Consider the following 16812-nt stretch of genomic DNA (forward strand, 5'->3'; position numbering starts at 1 on the left):
CATTACGCGCTGGCAACATAAGATAAGGGTTGCGCTCGTTGCGGGACTTAACCCAACATCTCACGACACGAGAGGTCCGACAGCCGACGCCAAAAGGGCCGAAACCCCGCGCGCGCCAGCGCGCCCGTGTTACAGCACAGCGAATGCGATACCGGTGGACGTGAAGGCGGCGAGCCCGGCCGCGCCCAGCGCGAGGGGCAGCTGCGTTCGCACATGGTCCATGACATCGCCGCCGCAGGCCAGGGCGGACATGATCGTCGTATCGGAGATCGGGGAGCACTGGTCGCCGAAGACCGCACCACCGACCACGGCCCCGAAGCACAGGTGCATGAACGTCGGGCTGGGGTCGATGGCGTAGGCGAGTGGCATCGCGATCGGGAAGACGACCGCGAAAGTGCCCCAGGACGATCCGATCGAGAACGCCACGGCCATGCAGATGGCCATGAGGATGGCGGGCAACAGCGGGTCCACCACCAGATCCGATGTGGTTTCGACGATGTAGTTCGCGGTGCCGAGCTGTTTGGACACGAACCCGAGCGTGACGGCCAGGGCGAGGACCAGCGCACCGACGGTCACACCCTTGCAGCCGTCGACGAAACCGTCGATGGCCTCATTGAGCGAGAGCCCCTTGATCAGCGCCAGCACGATCGCGACGATCACGGCCAGACCGAAGCCCTGTGCGATCAGCACGTCGCCGGTCAGAATGTAGGAGCCGATCACGACTGCCAGCAGTACGCCCATGGGAAGGGCGAAATCGATCACGCCGGGTTTGTAGTCCGCCGGCAGCTTCAGGGTGACCAGCTCTTCGGAGGTGATCGGTTTCGCGGTGGGGGCGTTCAGCTGGCCCGTGGTGCGCGCCCGGTGCATCGCCTTGCGCATGGCACCGCCGACCCAGGGCAGTTTGCCCCAGGCGAACAGCAGTGTCGCCAGGATCGCGAAGATCGCGTAGAAGTTGAACGGGATCGAGCTGATGAAGAACGCGACACCGTCGTCCTCGGTGAGGAACATCGGCGTGGTGCCCACCACCAGGCCTGCGACGTACAGCGGCCAGGCGTTGAACGGAAGCACCGTCGCGACCGGGGATGCGGTGGAGTCGACGATGTAGGTCAGCTCTTCTTTCGACACCTTGTGCTTGTCGGTGAGCGGACGCACGGTAGTGCCGGCGAGGATCGTCGAGATCGTGCCGCCCTGGTGGAACAGCACGCCCACCAGCCATCCGAAGACCCGGGCACTGACCGGTCCGCGAACCAGCGTGCGACCCGCCAGTTCCGCGAACGCCTGGGCGCCGCCGGTGCGGGTCCACAGGCCGATCAGGCCGCCCAGCGCCCACAGGTAGACCAGCAGGATCGTCGCGAAGGAGACGGTGCCCAGCGCCGGGAGCATGAAACCGTCGACGACGTTGTACTCCGCGCTGACGACTCCGCCGGTGATGACACCCAGGAACAGCGCGGCCACCACGTTCTTGGTGGCGAAGACCACCGCCAGGGTGACCAGGGCGGGCAGCAGGCTGAACACGCCCACATGGTCGCCCTCGCCGGGAAGCTTTCCGGGAGAGAGGAATCCGAGCGCGATCAGAACGATCGCCAGCCCTACCACCCCGAGGATGGTGCGGGTGTTACCCAGGCGGGAGGTGTCGAACAGCCTTTTCAGGCCGGTGGGTGCGGCCGTGGCGGTCGCCGCGGCTGTGGGTGGACCGGAATCGCTATCCGGGCTTTCGGCTTCGGATGTTGCGTCTGTGCTGATCGTGGACATGGGTGACCTTCCGCTGATACCCGGATGCACACGGCACCGGGGTGCGCGCCGAATTCGAACGAACCCGCACGCGGTCCTTGTGGGTGTTGTTCGAGCGCCGTCACGCGGGAGAGGTGTGTCTGCGTCCACTCGGCCGGTGGGGGCCGATCAAACGTTCTGCCCACCGCGCCACCGGCTCCCGCGTGACGGAGTTCTGGTTGCGCGACGCCCGCAACCTACCCTTCCGTTAATGCGCCGTTATATAGCGGTACGTTAAATCAGTTCCTAAAGGTATGGCAAAGGCGGGCCTTCTCGTGCACGGGAATAGTTGCCCTACAAGGGGTTAAGGGCCCTTGCCCGGGCCGCTGCGCGTGTTCGGATTCGGCATGCGCTTCGGAGTGGTGGAGCTATCGAGCCGTTGAATGACGGCGTAATACGAAGACTTACGGATCCGTCGAGTCCGATCCGACACGTGACTGCGGCGCGTGGTCGGTCGAACCGGGCTGCCTCCTACGAGGTCATGCGTAACCTCGTGAACGCCTGTGCCCCACGGGCACATCCTCACCACAGTCGCCGCCGGTGACGCGGCTGAGGTTGGTGCGCTCCCCGTCGTCGACAACGGTCGTGGACCGGGCGCTCGACCACGAAGGGGCTCCCGGCGCGATGGCCGGGAGCCCCTCGGTGCTCGATTGTTCGCCGGGCCGGCGGCTCAGTCCGGCCCGCCTCCACCGGCCGACGGCGGCGGTATCCGTACCACGCGGTCGTCGTTGGGGGTGGGCTGGCCGCCCTCGGATTTATTCGCCGTGGTGACCCAGATGGTGCCGTCCATGGCCGGGGCGGCGCCGAGCAGCCGGCCGTACTTGTTGGCGACGAAAACACTCGGCGGCGCGGTGATCGCGAAGGTGGCCGGGTCCGGGGTCGCCATCGCCAGCGCCTTGGCATCGGTCAGCGAGATCGCGACACCTTCGGGTGTGACCGCGCATCCGGCGACACCCGGGCGGTCCGGCCAGGTCCAGGCCGTGGTGACCGCGCCGTCGGGGCCGATCCGCTGGAGCCGGTCCAGGGCCGGAGTGCGGTCGGTGATCCAGATCTGGTCGCCGCCCAGGCAGATATCTCCGGCCGAACCGATCCCGGATACCGCGACCTCGGTGGGGGCGTTGCCGTTGGTCGTCGGATTGTTCACCCGCAGCAGTTTGCCCGCCGTGCTGCCCGGGTCGCTCGCACTCGCGGGGTCGCCGGCGTCGCCGGTGAGCACCAGCATCTGCTCGGCCGAACTCCATTCGATCGCGCCGCGATTCCCGGTGCTGCCTTTCGGGATTCCGGTCAGCACCGGTTTCGGGGGGCCGCCGTCGGCGATACGCACCACCCGGTTGTCACTGCCGGTGGTCACATAGGCATACAGCAGGCCGTCCTCCGGATAGGTGGGGGAGACCGCGATATCGCTGAGACCGCCGTCGCCGGCCGGATCGACATCCACCCGCGCTACTTCGACCGGCTGCTGTTCCGGCGCGACCTGCAGGATCCGCCCGGTGCGTCGTTCGGCGACCAGCGCGTATCCGCCCATCTCCACGATCCCGCCGGTGGTGTCCAGGCAGCTCACCACGACCGCCGGATCCGGATCGATGCACGGACCGCTGGGCCGGGTGGTGGAGCTCTCGCCCGGCTGCGGTTTCTTGGGTTCGAGTTGCGCGCCGTCCAGTGTCGGTTCCGGGGTGAACGGACTGGACGCCGAATCGTCGAATCGGGCGCATCCGCCGAGTAACAACGCCGCCCCGAGTACCAGTCCCACCGTCACGCGCCGCGCGCCAACCGACCTCATAAGCTCCCAACGTAGTGGAAATCTCCCCGGCCGCGCCCCGACGCCCCTGCCGGGACCGGGGGCACGGACGCGACCGGCGGATTCCCCGCAGGACCGGCCCCGGTCGGCCGACGCCCGGCCGCCACGGCGACCGGCCCGGAACGGATGGGCCGGTCGCCGCGCGCGTATGGCGCGGACACGCCGCCGTTTCAGCGGGGTGGACGGCACCCGATCGGCTTAGGGTTGAGGGGTGAGTGCCAAGGCGAGAAACGGGTCCGCGTCCTCCGAGGCCGCCGGGCCCGGGAATCTGTCTACCGGGGAGCAGCGCGCGGTATCGACTACCGCGGGCGGGGTCGGGAGTCCCTATGACTCTCCGACCGGCCAGTTCCCGAAAGTGGCCATGACCAAGGAGTTGCCCGTGAATGCCTCGACCGCCACCGGAGACACACCGGGCGACGTCCCAGGTACGGACGGCCCCGGCAGTCATGACAGCACCTACACCTACGCGAGTATCCCGCCCGCGGGCGGTCAGCCCAGCGGCGGACTGCGGCGCCGCAACGGCGACGCCCGGCGCGGCACCCTCGACTTCGGCCTGTTCATCCTCCGGCTGGTCGTCGGCGCCACCTTCCTCTACCACGGCCTGCAGAAGCTGACGGGCTGGTTCCACGGTCCCGGCCTGGACGGCACCAAGGCCATGATGGAGAGCGGCGGCTGGGACCATCCGTCGGTGGCTGCGGCACTGGTCACCGCGGGGGAGGTGGGCGGTGGCGCGCTGCTGATCCTCGGCCTGGCCACCCCGCTGGCCGCCGGTGCGGTGCTGGCGGTGATCCTGGACGCCTGGATGTGGAAGCAGGGTATGTACCCGGGTTTCCAGTACAAGGAGGGTCCGGGCGCGGTCGAGATGGACAGCATCCTGGTCGGTGCCGCCACCGCCCTCATCTTCACCGGGCCGGGTCGCTGGTCGCTGGACCGCGGCCGCAGCTGGGCGGTCCGCCCGGGCGCCGGTTCCTGGGTCGTCTTCGTCTTGGCCGTCGCCGCCGCGATCTTCACCTACTGGTACCTGCAGGACGGTAACCCCCTCACGGGAATCGGGCCGTTCGATTAATTGGCGTCGCCTCCGGCGACGCGGGTTTCGGCCCTCTTGGACGGGCCGAAACCTTGCAGGGCCTCGCTGAACTCGGCACGATGGCCGGGGGTCGTTCGGCACGGCCGAACTTCGCGCAGGCTTTCTATCCATTGATGGGAAATTGACCTGCGCTGTCCGGTCGCGAATCGTGAAAGTCGATGTCCTCGAATATCGGTTTCCTCGTCGCCGGAGTACTTGCTTCGAGCGGCCGGGGAAGGTCGCCGATCGAAGACGCCTGCCGGCCGCCGGGAGCGCAGGCGAGGTTTCGGTGCCGCACCCGCGAAGGAAATCGGGCGCGGGTTGTCCGGTAAGACAGGCCGGGGGAGTGCCCAGGAGGTACTGAAACAGGTTCGCGATGGCCTGCGGGGACTGCTGAGTCTGCGAGCACACCACGATCATGTCTGGCTTCGCGGTGGCGCCGACGGCCTGCGCGGGGCCGACCGGGCCTTCCGGCGCAGCGAGGACGACGGACACGATCGAATCACCGCCGCGGGGCCTCGCGACGACCGCGCCGGCGGATCGGCTACCGCCGCCCGGCCGCCCGTCACCGATCTATCCCATATGCGCTCACTGAGCGACCTGCACAACGCCGCACGCCGCGGTGATCTCGACAATGCCGGGCTGACTCGGGAAGTGCAGGGTCTGGGCCGCCGGTACGGTCCTTTCGACGTCACCCGCCTGCGGGCTCGCTACCACTCGGGGTCCGACACGCTGACCATCACCGCGGACGTCCGCGATACCCGCGGCAGGTACGCCGGGGCACTGGACTACCGGATCGGCCGGGATGCCGAGGGGAAGCTGGTGGCCGAGAATTTCATCACCCACCTCATGCCGGGATTCACCGGGAAAGGTTTCGCCTCCGCGTTCTCGGCGGCCATCGAGGCCTATTTCCGCCGATCGGGTGTCGATCGGATCCTGGTGAGCGCGGGTCTGGCGGACGGCGGGGTGGTCTGGGCGAAATCCGGCTACGGCTGGAATACCGCCCCGGACAAACTGCACAAGTCCGTCACGAACATGCGCACACGTATCGACGAGTTGCTCGCCGGCGGCAAACGTTCGTTGAGTGCCGGTGACGCGGCGCTGCTCCAGGATATGCGCGGCCGATTCGACGGCCCGGTGACCGGATATCCCTCGCCACGCGAACTGGTCACCCTCACCGGGGACAACCCGGGGCTCGGCGAGGAACTGTTGCGGGGTACGTACTGGCACGGGATGAAGAAGCTGTGACCAGGGCCCGGAGGAACGGAGTTCCTCCGGGCCCGTGACCGGCCGATCGCCGCCCGGCCGGAGCGGGCCCCGTCACCGAGCGCGGCCGCCGTCGAATCGGTCTATGGCGTATATCGGCCGCCGGCGGAGGGTCTCAGGGCACGTACCGGACGGCGCCCTTGTCCGCCGAGGTGGCCATGGCGGCGTAGGCGCGCAGCGCCGTGGTGACCGGTCGTTCCCGGTTCACCGGCTGCCACGGGCGTTCCCGGGCGTCCATCTTGGCCCGCCGCTCGGCCAGGACCGCGTCGTCGACCAGCACCTCGAGGGTGCGGGTGGCGACGTCGATGCGGACCTGGTCGCCGTTCTCCACCAGCCCGATCACCCCGCCGCTGGCCGCCTCGGGGGAGATGTGCCCGATGGACAGGCCGGAGGTGCCGCCGGAGAACCGGCCGTCGGTGATGAGCGCGCACTGTTTGCCCAGGCCCGCGCCTTTCAGGAAGGCGGTCGGATGCAGCATCTCCTGCATACCCGGCCCACCCGCCGGACCCTCGTAGCGCACGACCAGTACATCGCCCGGCTTGATCTGCTTGCCCAGGATCACCGAAACGGCTTCCTCCTGGGATTCGACCACCACGGCCGGGCCCTGGAAGGAGAACAGTTCCTCGTCGATACCGGCGGTCTTGAGTACCGCGCCGTCGGGCGCGAGGTTGCCGCGCAGCACGACCAATCCGCCCTCGACGGTGTAGGCGTGCTCGATATCGCGGATGCAGCCGCCCGCGGCATCGGTATCCAGTGACGACCAGCGGTTCTCGGTCGAGAACGGTTCGGTGGTGCGCACCCCGCCCGGCGCCGCGTGGAAGAGTTCGAGCGCTTCCTCCGACGCCTTACCCGAGCGGATATCCCAGGTGTCGAGCCATTCGTCCACGGTCGCGCTGTGCACCGTCGTCACATCGGTTTCCAGCAGCCCGGCGCGGCGCAGCTCACCGAGGATGGCGGGGATACCGCCGGCCCGGTGCACATCCTCCATGTGATAGTCGGAGTTCGGCGCCACCTTCGACAGGGTCGGCACCTTACGGCTGATGGTTTCGATGGTGTGCAGATCGAAGTCGATCTCACCCTCTTGTGCCGCGGCCAGGGTGTGCAGCACGGTATTGGTCGAACCGCCCATCGCGACGTCCAGGGCCATCGCATTGCGGAAGGCCTTGTCGTCGGCGACATTGCGCGGCAGGACCGACGCGTCGTCGTCGCGGTACCAGCGGGTCGCGATATCGACGATCACCCGCCCGGCCCGCTCGAACAGCGCCCGCCGCGCGGCATGGGTGGCCAGCGTGGAGCCGTTACCCGGCAGGGCCAGGCCCAGCGCCTCGGTGAGGCAGTTCATCGAGTTCGCGGTGAACATGCCGGAGCAGGAGCCGCAGGTCGGGCAGGCACTGCGCTCGACCTCGTCGAGCCCTTCGTCGGTGACCGCGGAGTTCGCGCTCGCCGAGATGGCCGAGACGAGATCGAGCGGTGCGTGGGCGACTCCCTCCACGACCACGGCCTTACCGGCCTCCATCGGGCCACCGGAGACGAACACCGCGGGGATGTTCAGCCGCATGGCCGCGTTCAGCATGCCGGGGGTGATCTTGTCGCAGTTGGAGATACACACCAGCGCGTCGGCGGTGTGCGCGTTGGCCATGTACTCCACGGAGTCGGCGATGATCTCGCGGCTGGGCAGCGAGTAGAGCATGCCGCCGTGTCCCATGGCGATACCGTCGTCGACGGCGATGGTGTGGAATTCGCGCGGTACGCCGCCCGCCTCCCGGACCGCGGCGGCGACGATCTCGCCGACATCCTTCAGATGTACGTGCCCGGGCACGAACTGGGTGTAGGAGTTGGCGATCGCGACGATCGGTTTACCGAAATCGGAATCGGTCATACCGGTGGCCCGCCACAGGGCGCGGGCGCCGGCGGCATTACGGCCGATGGTGGTCGTGCGGGAACGAAGCGGTGGCATGGATGTCCTCGGTCTGGTCGCGGGGGCTGAAAGATGCGACGGCGCCGTACCACCCGGCGGCAGGTGACCGCGATTCCGGGCGATCGGCGATTCTCCAGGCTACTCCCGTTAGGAAGTGGACTCGGGGTCGGTATCGGCCTTGGTCCGGCCGGTGTCCGCGGCGGCGGAGTCGCCGTTCGCGGGGTCCGCGCCGGACTCGGTGCCGGACGCGGTGTCGTCGGCCGCGTCGGAATCGGAGGTCGTCTCCGGGTCGGGGACCGCGAAGGGGTCGGGGATTCGCCCGCCCGACGCGTCCACCAGATCGCGCAGCCGGTCGTAGCTTACGGCCGGCAGCGGCACCTCGCTGTCGTCGTCGAGGTGCGCCCGCACATACCCCCGCTTGGGGATGCTGACGCCCTTCAGCCGGTCCCAGTCGATATGCCGGGAGGAGAACGTCGACCGCAGGTCCAGACCGCTCGGTGACACCGTGGTCTGGGTGCGCAGCAGGTACACCAGGACCGCGAGGGGGATGAGCGCCAGCCAGAAGAGCCCGGCGGGCCAGCCGACGATGGGGAAGAACACGCACATCGCCAGGAGGAACACGCCGAGGAACGACAGCCGTGTCATGCGGATCACACGGGTCGGTCCCGGCGGCGCCGTATCGCCACCCGTTACCGCCGCGGCCGCGGGGTTGTGGGACGATTCAGGTGGTGGCACGGACTGATGCGGTGATGACACCTCACCATCCTCGCATCATGGTGGACCGGCGTGAGCACCCGCTACCTTCCCACATAATGGGAAGTCAGCGGTCAGCTGTTTGACTCCGCACCACACGCACACATACCGTCATGCGCGTGAATCGAAACGAGATGCTCGTAATCGGCCGGCGCGTCCAGCGCTGAGCCAGACGATCCGGAGTCGAATACGTCAGCTCGCACTGCGACGCGCCACCCTCGAACAGCCGCCGGCTGTCGGGGGCTTTTTTATGTCGGGACCAGTGAACGACAAGCAGTAAGGAACCAAGACGGTGAGCGCACCAACTACCCGGCCCGGGCCCGCGGCCCGCAGGCCCGCGCCTTCGAATACACCGGCTCCGGCCGGCGCTCCGACCACCCCGGCGAACCGCCGCCAGGTCCCGCCCGAGCGGGTCATCGGCGCGCAGTCCGTCGTCCGCTCCCTCGAGGAGCTCGGCGTCGACACCGTATTCGGCATTCCGGGTGGCGCTGTCCTTCCGCTCTACGATCCGCTCTTCGATTCCACCAAAGTGCGCCATGTGCTCGTGCGTCACGAGCAGGGCGCGGGCCACGCGGCCACCGGATACGCCCAGGCCACCGGCAAGGTCGGTGTGTGCATGGCCACCTCCGGCCCCGGCGCGACCAACCTGGTGACCCCGATCGCGGACGCCCAGATGGACTCGGTGCCGATGGTCGCGATCACCGGTCAGGTCGGCCGCAGCCTGATCGGCACCGACGCCTTCCAGGAAGCCGATATCTCCGGCATCACCATGCCGATCACCAAGCACAACTTCCTGATCAAAGAGGGCGCCGATATCCCGCGCATCCTCGCCGAGGCCTTCTACCTGGCCTCGAGCGGACGCCCCGGTGTGGTACTGGTGGATATCCCCAAGGATGTGCTGCAGGAGCAGACGACCTTCAGCTGGCCGCCGGAGATGCGGCTGCCCGGCTACCGTCCGGTCACCAAACCGCACGGGAAGCAGGTGCGTGAGGCCGCCCGGCTGATCGCCGAGTCCACCCAGCCCGTGCTCTACGTGGGCGGCGGCGTGATCAAGTCCGAGGCCTCGGCCGAACTGCTGGAGCTCGCCGAACTCACCGGTATCCCGGTGGTCACCACCCTGATGGCGCGCGGCTCGTTCCCCGACAGCCACGAACTCAATATGGGCATGCCGGGTATGCACGGCACCGTGGCCGCGGTGGCCGCCCTGCAGAAATCGGATCTGCTGATCACTCTCGGCGCCCGGTTCGACGACCGCGTCACCGGAAAGCTGGACTCCTTCGCGCCCGGCGCCAAGATCATCCACGCCGATATCGACCCGGCCGAGATCGGTAAGAACCGGCACGCCGATGTGCCGATCGTCGGCGACTGCCGCGAGGTGATCACCGAACTCATCGAAACCCTGCGGGCCGACCCGGCCGGTTTCGAACTCGACCTGACCGCCTGGCGGGCCTACCTCGACGGCGTCCGCGAGTCCTTCCCCCTCGGCTGGAGCAAGCCGTCGGACGGCTCGGTGTCGCCGGAATTCGTCATCGAGACCCTGGGCCGCCTGGCCGGACCCGACGCCATCTACTGCGCGGGCGTCGGCCAGCACCAGATGTGGGCCGCCCAGTTCATCAAATACGAGAAGCCGCGGACCTGGCTGAACTCCGGCGGCGCCGGAACCATGGGTTACGCGGTTCCCGCCGCGATGGGCGCCAAGATGGGCCAGCCCGACCGTGAGGTGTGGGCGGTCGACGGTGACGGCTGCTTCCAGATGACCAATCAGGAACTCGCCACCTGCGCGGTGGAGGGTGTGCCGATCAAGGTCGCGCTGATCAACAACGGCAATCTCGGCATGGTCCGCCAGTGGCAGACCCTGTTCTACGACCAGCGCTACTCCAATACCGACCTCAAGACCCACGGCCTGCGCATCCCTGATTTCGTGAAGCTCGCCGAGGCGCTGGGCTGCCACGGGATCCGGGTGGAGAAGGAAGAGGATGTCGAGGCCGCGATCCGCGAGGCGCAGTCGATCAACGACCGCCCCGTGGTGATCGACTTCATCGTCGGCAAGGACGCCCAGGTGTGGCCGATGGTCGCCGCCGGCACCAGTAACGACGAGATCATGGCCGCCCGCGGTATCCGCCCGCTGTTCGACGAGGACGAGCAGGCCGCCGAACCGGCCATCATCCACGAGGCCATGAACCGCGAGCAGAACGACACCGAGGGGAACCACTCATGAGCACCACCCACACCCTCAGCGTTCTGGTCGAGGACAAACCCGGCGTGCTCGCCCGGGTGGCCAGCCTGTTCTCCCGGCGCGGATTCAATATCGAATCCCTGGCCGTCGGCGCCACCGAGGTCAAGGAGATCTCCCGGATGACCATCGTGGTCACCGTGGACGATCTGCCGCTGGAACAGGTCACCAAACAGCTCAACAAGCTGGTGAACGTGATCAAGATCGTGGAGCAGGACCCGGACACCTCCGTGGCCCGCGAACTGATCCTGGTGAAGGTCCGGGCCGACGCCAGTGTGCGCACCCAGGTGATCGAATCGGTCAACCTGTTCCGCGCCAAGGTCATCGACGTCTCGCCCGACGCCCTCACCGTCGAGGCGACCGGCACCCGGTCCAAGCTGGACGCGCTGTTGCGCATGCTCGAGCCGTACGGCATCCGGGAGATCGTGCAATCCGGGGTGGTGGCCGTCGGCCGCGGACCCAAGTCGATCACCGCCACCCGCTAACCCGCGGCCGGGCGCACCCCGTGCCCGGCCGCTTTTCGTACCTCGTTTACCGTTTCCCGCGTTTCGCGGGTTCGAATAAGTCAGAAGGGATACCACCAAGTGGCAGTCGAGATGTTCTACGACGACGATGCCGACCTGTCGATCATCCAGGGCCGCAAGGTCGCGGTGATCGGCTACGGCAGCCAGGGTCACGCGCATTCGCTGAGCCTGCGCGACTCGGGCGTCGAGGTCCGCATCGGCCTCAAGGAAGGCTCCAAGTCGCGGGCCAAGGCCGAAGAGGCCGGCCTGACCGTCGGCACCCCCGCCGAGGTGTCGGAGTGGGCCGACGTCATCATGCTGCTGGCCCCCGATACCGCGCAGGCGTCGATCTTCAGCAACGAGATCGAGCCGAACCTGAAGGACGGCGACGCGCTGTTCTTCGGCCACGGCCTCAACATCCACTTCGGCCTGATCAAGCCGGGCGCCGAGATCACCATCGGCATGGTCGCCCCCAAGGGCCCCGGCCACCTGGTGCGCCGCCAGTTCGTCGACGGCAAGGGCGTGCCCGCCCTGATCGCCATCGAGCAGGACCCGAAGGGTGAGGGCCAGGCCCTGGCGCTGTCCTACGCCAAGGGCATCGGCGGCACCCGCGCCGGCGTCATCAAGACCACCTTCAAGGAAGAGACCGAAACCGACCTCTTCGGTGAGCAGGCCGTGCTCTGCGGCGGCACCGAGGAACTGGTCAAGACCGGTTTCGAGGTCATGGTCGAGGCCGGCTACGCCCCCGAGATGGCCTACTTCGAGGTGCTGCACGAGCTGAAGCTCATCGTCGACCTCATGTACGAGGGCGGTATCGCCCGCATGAACTACTCGGTCTCCGATACCGCCGAGTTCGGTGGCTACCTGTCGGGCCCGCGGGTCATCGACGCCGACACCAAGAAGCGGATGCAGGACATCCTCAAGGACATCCAGGACGGCACCTTCGTCAAGCGCCTGGTCGCCAATGTCGAGGGCGGCAACAAGGAGCTCGAGGGCCTGCGCAAGCAGAACGCCGAGCACCCGATCGAGGTCACCGGTAAGAAGCTGCGCGACCTGATGAGCTGGGTGGACCGGCCGATCACCGAAACCGCCTGAGCGGTTCGCTGATCCAGCGCCGGCAAGGGGTCCTTCCGCGGTTGCGGAAGGACCCCTCAGCGCATTAGGGACGATGAGCGGCCGTCGGCCATTCCGCTGAGCCGTACCCTTGCGGGCCCGGCGGCGGATACAGTCGCGAACGGTGGACGCGGCACCATGTCCCGGCCGACCTCACCGTATTCGGGTCCGGATATCAGGCCGCTTTCCGCTGCCTGTCGGCAACTCTGCGCATCCGGACCATCAGCGTGGCCGATGGAATGACTTTCCCGTTCAGATACGTAGATAGGCGGGAGCTGGACGTGCCGATATACGACGCGAATTCGGCGTTGCTCAATCCTGACCCCGCGACGGCACGGCGCACTTCATCGGCAACCTGCGCGCGCTCGGCCGCCTCGGCGTCGCCGCGGGCCCGGTCCAAGAGGCTTTCCATGATTTCGGCGACACCGTAGGGGCGCGAATGCGTCAGCACTTCCTCCAGTTGCCGTGCCGTACGTCCCCACGGATCACGGCTCAGTTCCCGGCCGATGCGTCGCCAATCATCGAGGTCGCCTCGCTCCAGCGCGGTCTGCAGCGCCTCGGTTGGCCACTCGGAGACCGGGGTGTCCGGGTCGATGGACAGGTTACGGAAGTGCAGAGTCATCTCTTCCTCCTGCGATGACGACCGCCACGTCTCGGCACTGCGCGCGGACGCGGCTCCACTCGTGCCACCGGCGATCGAGATTGCGGTAGGCCGGTAATTGGCGGGTCACCGATACGTCGGCCGGCCGCGGATCAGCCAGCTGTCTGGCAACCTGCGTCGAGACCGGCACACCTTCGAGGCGCTGGTCAGCGTAATACTGATCAATCTGGTCGAGAACTGCGGCCGCCTCTACCGTACCCATCTGCTCGGAGAGCGCAGCCACATCGAGGTAGTCCCTGGTTTGATTACGCCGAACCATGAGAAACGCCTTGATGCGCAGCGTCTCCTCAGGCGTGGGGACCTGCAACGAACGACCCGACTGCACTTCGACAACGGCTGCCTCGAGCGGCCTGGTGCGAATCAGCTGACGAACCCCTGCCTCGATATCACCGAGGCGCCCGAGGATCAGTTTGCCCGGCCGGACCCGGTTGGTCACCCACTCGCCCTCGGACTCGATCGCCTCGAGAACCATATCGAACCGATCACGCAGATCACTCAGGACATGGTCGTGATCGAAGGAATCGCGGTGCCCGGCATAGAGCGCCGCTGCCGATCCCCCCACTAGCACGGCGTCCGGCACCAGCTCCTGTAAGCGCGCGGCCGACTCCAGTACTGCGGCAAGTTCCGCGCTCACTTTGCGATCCACCACCATGGCAGATTATCACATCCGATAATTCTGGAAGAGTCTGAGGCGTTTGCGGGGAGCGCGAGTAGGGGGGAAGCATCTTTTCCTACTTAGTTTGATAACATCGGTGTCATGAGTGGGCTGGAGCACGGCGTCGGGAAAGGGCCCGCGACGCGGGTCAGCCTGTCGTTGCCCGAGGGGACCGCCGAAGCCATCCGGCGTCGAGTGGGCAAACGAGAGTTTTCTTCTTTCATCGCCTCCGCGGTCGAACGCGAACTGCGTGGCCTGCTCCTCGACGAATACCTCGCCGACTACGAGCAACGCAGTGGCCCCCTTCCCGCCGAGGAACGGCAGCGCGCCCGGGAAGCCTTCGACCGAGCGCTGGGTGAGCCAGGGCAATGGCCCACGGCAAGCTGACCCCACCCGCGTCCCGCCGCCCGAACACCTCATCGCAAGGCACTGTCGTCCTCGACTGCCAGGGTTTGTCGCGGCTGGTCGAGGATTCCGCGCCGGTCGTCGCGCTCGTAGCGGAGGCGCGGGCACGAGGTATGGAAGTCGCGGTCAGCGCACTGACCATCATCGAGGCGACGCATCGGAAAACCGACCGAGCGCGCCTGTCATGGCTGTTGTCCGGGATCCGGATCGAACACGTCGACGAGATGACCGCAAAAGCCGCCTCGGCATTACTCATCGACACCGGCCTCCACGGCCACAAATACGCCATCGACGCCGTGGTCGCGGAAATGGCGGCGCGTCAGCCCGCTCCCGTGGTCATGCTGACGAGCGACGCCGACGATATGTCCACACTGTGTGGTCCGGCTGTCCGAATCATTGCGATCTGAGACGCCCTCGCTGGTGCCGGTCGATCGTCGGCTCTCCTGCTCCAGTGGATGCCACACTCACGGGCGCCAGCTCACGACGGCGGTCTCCCGGTCGCGGCGAGATTCGCCGGTTCAGCTATCGGCAGAGGCATTCCGGATGAACGCATCCCACTCACTCGGGGTGAAAATCAGTACAGGTCCGGCTGCATCCTTTGAATCTCGGACGCCGACTCCGTCCGAGAGGTGCGCGACCTCAACACAGTCGCCGCCGGCCTGGCTGTAGCTACTCTTGAACCAGTCCGCTCCTGATAAATCCCTGCTCACGCGGAATCCTCCTCTACGATCTTCTGCACCAGACTCCGAGTGTCGTCCTCCCGCAACGCTACCTCCCTGACACCCGCCGCCGCCTCCCTATGACGGGCGATCGTCTTGTCGTCCTCGAGGAATAGAGCACCTGTGAAGCCTTCCACGAACGCGACAGGCGGTTCTGGCGGGCGGCCGGCGCGCAGAGGCGGGAACTCGAACAGTGTGAACGATTGAACGACCAGACCGAGGTGCGGAGTCGCACCGAACGGAATCACGCGAAGCGAGACGTTCGGCAGTTTCGACACGCTCACAAGGTGCTCCAACTGATCCCTCATCGTCTCCGGCCCGCCGACCTGGTGCCGCAGGACCGCCTCCGAGAGCACCACATTCAGCGAAAAGTTCGCTGCCTCACCGATTCGACGCTGCCGACGAGCAGTGAGTTCCAATTGGCGCTCTACGTCGGCGGACGGCATGGCGGGATCGGTGGTCGTCACAATCCATCGTCGGTAGGCCGGGGCTTGAAGGAGCCCGGGCAGTAGTGTCAGCTGGAAAGCAGTCATTCGGGAACATGCTTGTTCGAGGCTCATGAAGTGGTCGAAGTGCGGATTCACCACATCGGCGTAGGCGCGCCACCATCCGCGTGACGGATCACCTTTCGCCGCCTTCACCTCCTGAAGCAGACCCAGAACCTCATCTCTTGCTTCGCCGTCGGCGCCATAGAACTCCAGTAGATCCCGGAATTGTGCCGTACTGATCCGGACCGGCTGCCCCTCTTCGAGCCGCCCGATCCCTTGTTTGGATACCTCGATCGCCAGCCCGGCGGCCAGCTGACTCTTTTTCGATTCGAATCGCAGTTCCCGCAGCCGCCGACCCAATGCGCGCCGCGGCAGAGTCGATCCAATAGCCATGCCCACCCTCGCTATCCCTTTGTGGTCCAGAACGGACCTATGTTTTCTGGACCTACCCATACCGGACCCGCGGTGACCTCCGCGGATCGTCCCGAATGAGCTTCTCGGCAAACAGTTTTCGGTGTCTACTATATCCACCCGCACGCCGGGCCGAGGGATCTTTCTTCCGGTCCCGGATCCCTTTCACCGCGAATATTCGAGAGTATCGCCCGGCACCGAATTCTCCGGTGCCGGAATGAATAGTCGTGCCCGGCAAACGGAATGGCCTGACACCTCTGAAAAGGGTTCGAATAGATGACGATACATTTCGACCGCAGGACAAGGCACTCGCATCGTCCCCGTGCGATCGGCTATCTCCGAACGGATCTCTCACACAACCAGCCCCACCACACCGAATCGATCCGGCGTCTCGCCCGCCGGCACGGCCACGCGCTGATCTACATCGTGCGACTCGGCCCCGACTCCGCCCCCGACCCGATCGGCTACCTCCTCCACATCATTCGTGCCACCACAACGACGACACTGATCGTCCCCGACCTGGCCCATCTCGAAAACCACCCCGGCCGGGTATGTGACACCTGCGACCTGATCACGGTGTGCCCGGAACAGCTCTGGATGAAGGCCGGTATGGCAACCCGCGATGCCCCCTGCGAACCCATCCGGCTGCCGGAGGTCTGGCACAGCGAACCCGGCTCCGCGCTGCATATCGCCGCCGCACACCGAATCATGCAGGCCCATCGCGCCTGCAACCCCTTGGACTGCCCCCGCAAAGCCGCCGCCTTCGCCCGCCTCACCGAAACCGGCAGACTCGTGCCCGCTACCCACGGCCCCCGGGAACGAGCCGCCGCCCGCGGCATTCCGTACCCACCGGCCGAACCGGTCACCACGAAGCCGGGCCCACCTCTGGGGATCCTCCAACGTCTGCTCGCCGGCCTCACCGAGGTATGACCATGCCCACCCCGCCGCCTTCGTCATCCAGCCCGGACATTCACCTCACGGTCTTCTTGCATGGACTCCGTCTCGACTACCGAGCCCACCCCGCCGCCGCTCATCTCTTTCTCCAGGAGTGGA

General features: G+C 66.8%; 16 protein-coding genes. 8 read left to right on the forward strand and 8 right to left on the reverse strand.

What is annotated here, in order from left to right:
• Positions 1 to 129 precede the first annotated feature (129 nt).
• Positions 130 to 1752, reverse strand: a complete 1623-nt coding sequence (locus tag AB0F41_RS13150) for a Na+/H+ antiporter NhaC family protein (protein WP_357423255.1) — start codon at positions 1750 to 1752, stop codon at positions 130 to 132.
• 688 nt (positions 1753 to 2440) lie between these two features.
• Entirely contained in the window at positions 2441 to 3550 is a 1110-nt protein-coding gene (locus AB0F41_RS13155; RefSeq protein ID WP_357423257.1) for a PQQ-dependent sugar dehydrogenase, read from the reverse strand.
• A gap of 397 nt (positions 3551 to 3947) precedes the next feature.
• On the opposite strand from AB0F41_RS13155, the gene AB0F41_RS13160 reads away from it, so the two are divergent.
• Together AB0F41_RS13160 and AB0F41_RS13165 are read left to right on the forward strand one after the other, a co-directional pair.
• Positions 3948 to 4634, forward strand: coding sequence for a DoxX family protein (locus AB0F41_RS13160; protein ID WP_357423259.1), 687 nt, complete (start codon positions 3948 to 3950; stop codon positions 4632 to 4634).
• 321 nt (positions 4635 to 4955) lie between these two features.
• On the forward strand, positions 4956 to 5882 hold the full coding sequence (locus tag AB0F41_RS13165) for a hypothetical protein (RefSeq protein WP_357423261.1): 927 nt from the start codon (positions 4956 to 4958) through the stop codon (positions 5880 to 5882).
• Positions 5883 to 6015: 133 nt separating this feature from the next.
• On the opposite strand, the gene ilvD is transcribed toward AB0F41_RS13165, so the two are convergent.
• Both ilvD and AB0F41_RS13175 read right to left on the reverse strand, forming a co-directional pair.
• Positions 6016 to 7857, reverse strand: a complete 1842-nt coding sequence (ilvD, locus tag AB0F41_RS13170; RefSeq protein WP_357423263.1) for a dihydroxy-acid dehydratase — start codon at positions 7855 to 7857, stop codon at positions 6016 to 6018.
• Positions 7858 to 7965: 108 nt separating this feature from the next.
• Entirely contained in the window at positions 7966 to 8463 is a 498-nt protein-coding gene (locus AB0F41_RS13175; protein ID WP_357423265.1) for a PH domain-containing protein, read from the reverse strand.
• Between the two features lie 400 nt (positions 8464 to 8863).
• On the opposite strand from AB0F41_RS13175, the gene AB0F41_RS13180 reads away from it, so the two are divergent.
• The 3 genes from AB0F41_RS13180 (at position 8864) to ilvC (ending at position 12402) form a co-directional block, all read left to right on the forward strand.
• The gene (locus AB0F41_RS13180; RefSeq protein ID WP_357423267.1) at positions 8864 to 10789 is read left to right on the forward strand and encodes an acetolactate synthase large subunit; all 1926 of its coding nucleotides are present in this window, start codon (positions 8864 to 8866) and stop codon (positions 10787 to 10789) included.
• Positions 10786 to 11289: an acetolactate synthase small subunit gene (ilvN, locus tag AB0F41_RS13185; protein WP_058856806.1), complete on the forward strand. Its 504-nt coding sequence runs from the start codon at positions 10786 to 10788 to the stop codon at positions 11287 to 11289. The genes AB0F41_RS13180 and ilvN overlap by 4 nt, the downstream gene beginning before the upstream one ends.
• A gap of 111 nt (positions 11290 to 11400) precedes the next feature.
• The gene (gene ilvC, locus AB0F41_RS13190; RefSeq protein ID WP_174552600.1) at positions 11401 to 12402 is read left to right on the forward strand and encodes a ketol-acid reductoisomerase; all 1002 of its coding nucleotides are present in this window, start codon (positions 11401 to 11403) and stop codon (positions 12400 to 12402) included.
• 193 nt (positions 12403 to 12595) lie between these two features.
• On the opposite strand, the gene AB0F41_RS13195 is transcribed toward ilvC, so the two are convergent.
• Together AB0F41_RS13195 and AB0F41_RS13200 are read right to left on the reverse strand one after the other, a co-directional pair.
• Positions 12596 to 13042: a helix-turn-helix transcriptional regulator gene (locus AB0F41_RS13195; RefSeq protein WP_357423270.1), complete on the reverse strand. Its 447-nt coding sequence runs from the start codon at positions 13040 to 13042 to the stop codon at positions 12596 to 12598.
• Positions 13023 to 13730 carry a nucleotidyl transferase AbiEii/AbiGii toxin family protein gene (locus tag AB0F41_RS13200; protein ID WP_357423272.1) on the reverse strand — a complete coding sequence of 236 codons (708 nt, stop codon included), beginning with the start codon at positions 13728 to 13730 and terminating at the stop codon, positions 13023 to 13025. The genes AB0F41_RS13195 and AB0F41_RS13200 overlap by 20 nt, the downstream gene beginning before the upstream one ends.
• A 108-nt stretch (positions 13731 to 13838) precedes the next feature.
• On the opposite strand from AB0F41_RS13200, the gene AB0F41_RS13205 reads away from it, so the two are divergent.
• Both AB0F41_RS13205 and AB0F41_RS13210 read left to right on the forward strand, forming a co-directional pair.
• Positions 13839 to 14123, forward strand: coding sequence for a hypothetical protein (locus tag AB0F41_RS13205; RefSeq protein ID WP_357423274.1), 285 nt, complete (start codon positions 13839 to 13841; stop codon positions 14121 to 14123).
• Positions 14105 to 14548 (forward strand): DNA-binding protein, encoded by a 444-nt coding sequence (locus tag AB0F41_RS13210; protein WP_357423276.1) that lies wholly within the window; start codon positions 14105 to 14107, stop codon positions 14546 to 14548. Before AB0F41_RS13205 ends, AB0F41_RS13210 begins: the two co-directional genes overlap by 19 nt.
• A 111-nt stretch (positions 14549 to 14659) precedes the next feature.
• Here the strand turns inward: AB0F41_RS13210 and AB0F41_RS13215 are convergent, their stop codons facing one another.
• Positions 14660 to 14851: a DUF397 domain-containing protein gene (locus tag AB0F41_RS13215; RefSeq protein WP_357423278.1), complete on the reverse strand. Its 192-nt coding sequence runs from the start codon at positions 14849 to 14851 to the stop codon at positions 14660 to 14662.
• Positions 14848 to 15741, reverse strand: coding sequence for a helix-turn-helix transcriptional regulator (locus tag AB0F41_RS13220; protein ID WP_357423280.1), 894 nt, complete (start codon positions 15739 to 15741; stop codon positions 14848 to 14850). The genes AB0F41_RS13215 and AB0F41_RS13220 overlap by 4 nt, the downstream gene beginning before the upstream one ends.
• A 294-nt stretch (positions 15742 to 16035) precedes the next feature.
• On the opposite strand from AB0F41_RS13220, the gene AB0F41_RS13225 reads away from it, so the two are divergent.
• On the forward strand, positions 16036 to 16689 hold the full coding sequence (locus tag AB0F41_RS13225) for a hypothetical protein (RefSeq protein WP_357423282.1): 654 nt from the start codon (positions 16036 to 16038) through the stop codon (positions 16687 to 16689).
• The last annotated feature ends 123 nt before the right edge of the window (positions 16690 to 16812 follow it).

This window comes from Nocardia sp. NPDC024068 (assembly GCF_040638875.1).
GTDB lineage: Bacteria > Actinomycetota > Actinomycetes > Mycobacteriales > Mycobacteriaceae > Nocardia.

Bases quoted from the DNA above. Each gene is read 5' to 3' on its own strand.
- AB0F41_RS13150 (WP_357423255.1), bottom strand. From the start codon at position 1,752: ATGTCCACGATCAGCACAGACGCAACATCCGAAGCCGAAAGCCCGGAT.
- AB0F41_RS13155 (WP_357423257.1), bottom strand. From the start codon at position 3,550: ATGAGGTCGGTTGGCGCGCGGCGCGTGACGGTGGGACTGGTACTCGGG.
- ilvD (WP_357423263.1), bottom strand. From the start codon at position 7,857: ATGCCACCGCTTCGTTCCCGCACGACCACCATCGGCCGTAATGCCGCC.
- AB0F41_RS13175 (WP_357423265.1), bottom strand. From the start codon at position 8,463: ATGACACGGCTGTCGTTCCTCGGCGTGTTCCTCCTGGCGATGTGCGTG.
- ilvN (WP_058856806.1), top strand. From the start codon at position 10,786: ATGAGCACCACCCACACCCTCAGCGTTCTGGTCGAGGACAAACCCGGC.
- ilvC (WP_174552600.1), top strand. From the start codon at position 11,401: ATGTTCTACGACGACGATGCCGACCTGTCGATCATCCAGGGCCGCAAG.
- AB0F41_RS13195 (WP_357423270.1), bottom strand. From the start codon at position 13,042: ATGACTCTGCACTTCCGTAACCTGTCCATCGACCCGGACACCCCGGTC.
- AB0F41_RS13205 (WP_357423274.1), top strand. From the start codon at position 13,839: ATGAGTGGGCTGGAGCACGGCGTCGGGAAAGGGCCCGCGACGCGGGTC.
- AB0F41_RS13210 (WP_357423276.1), top strand. From the start codon at position 14,105: ATGGCCCACGGCAAGCTGACCCCACCCGCGTCCCGCCGCCCGAACACC.
- AB0F41_RS13220 (WP_357423280.1), bottom strand. From the start codon at position 15,741: ATGGCTATTGGATCGACTCTGCCGCGGCGCGCATTGGGTCGGCGGCTG.
- AB0F41_RS13225 (WP_357423282.1), top strand. From the start codon at position 16,036: ATGACGATACATTTCGACCGCAGGACAAGGCACTCGCATCGTCCCCGT.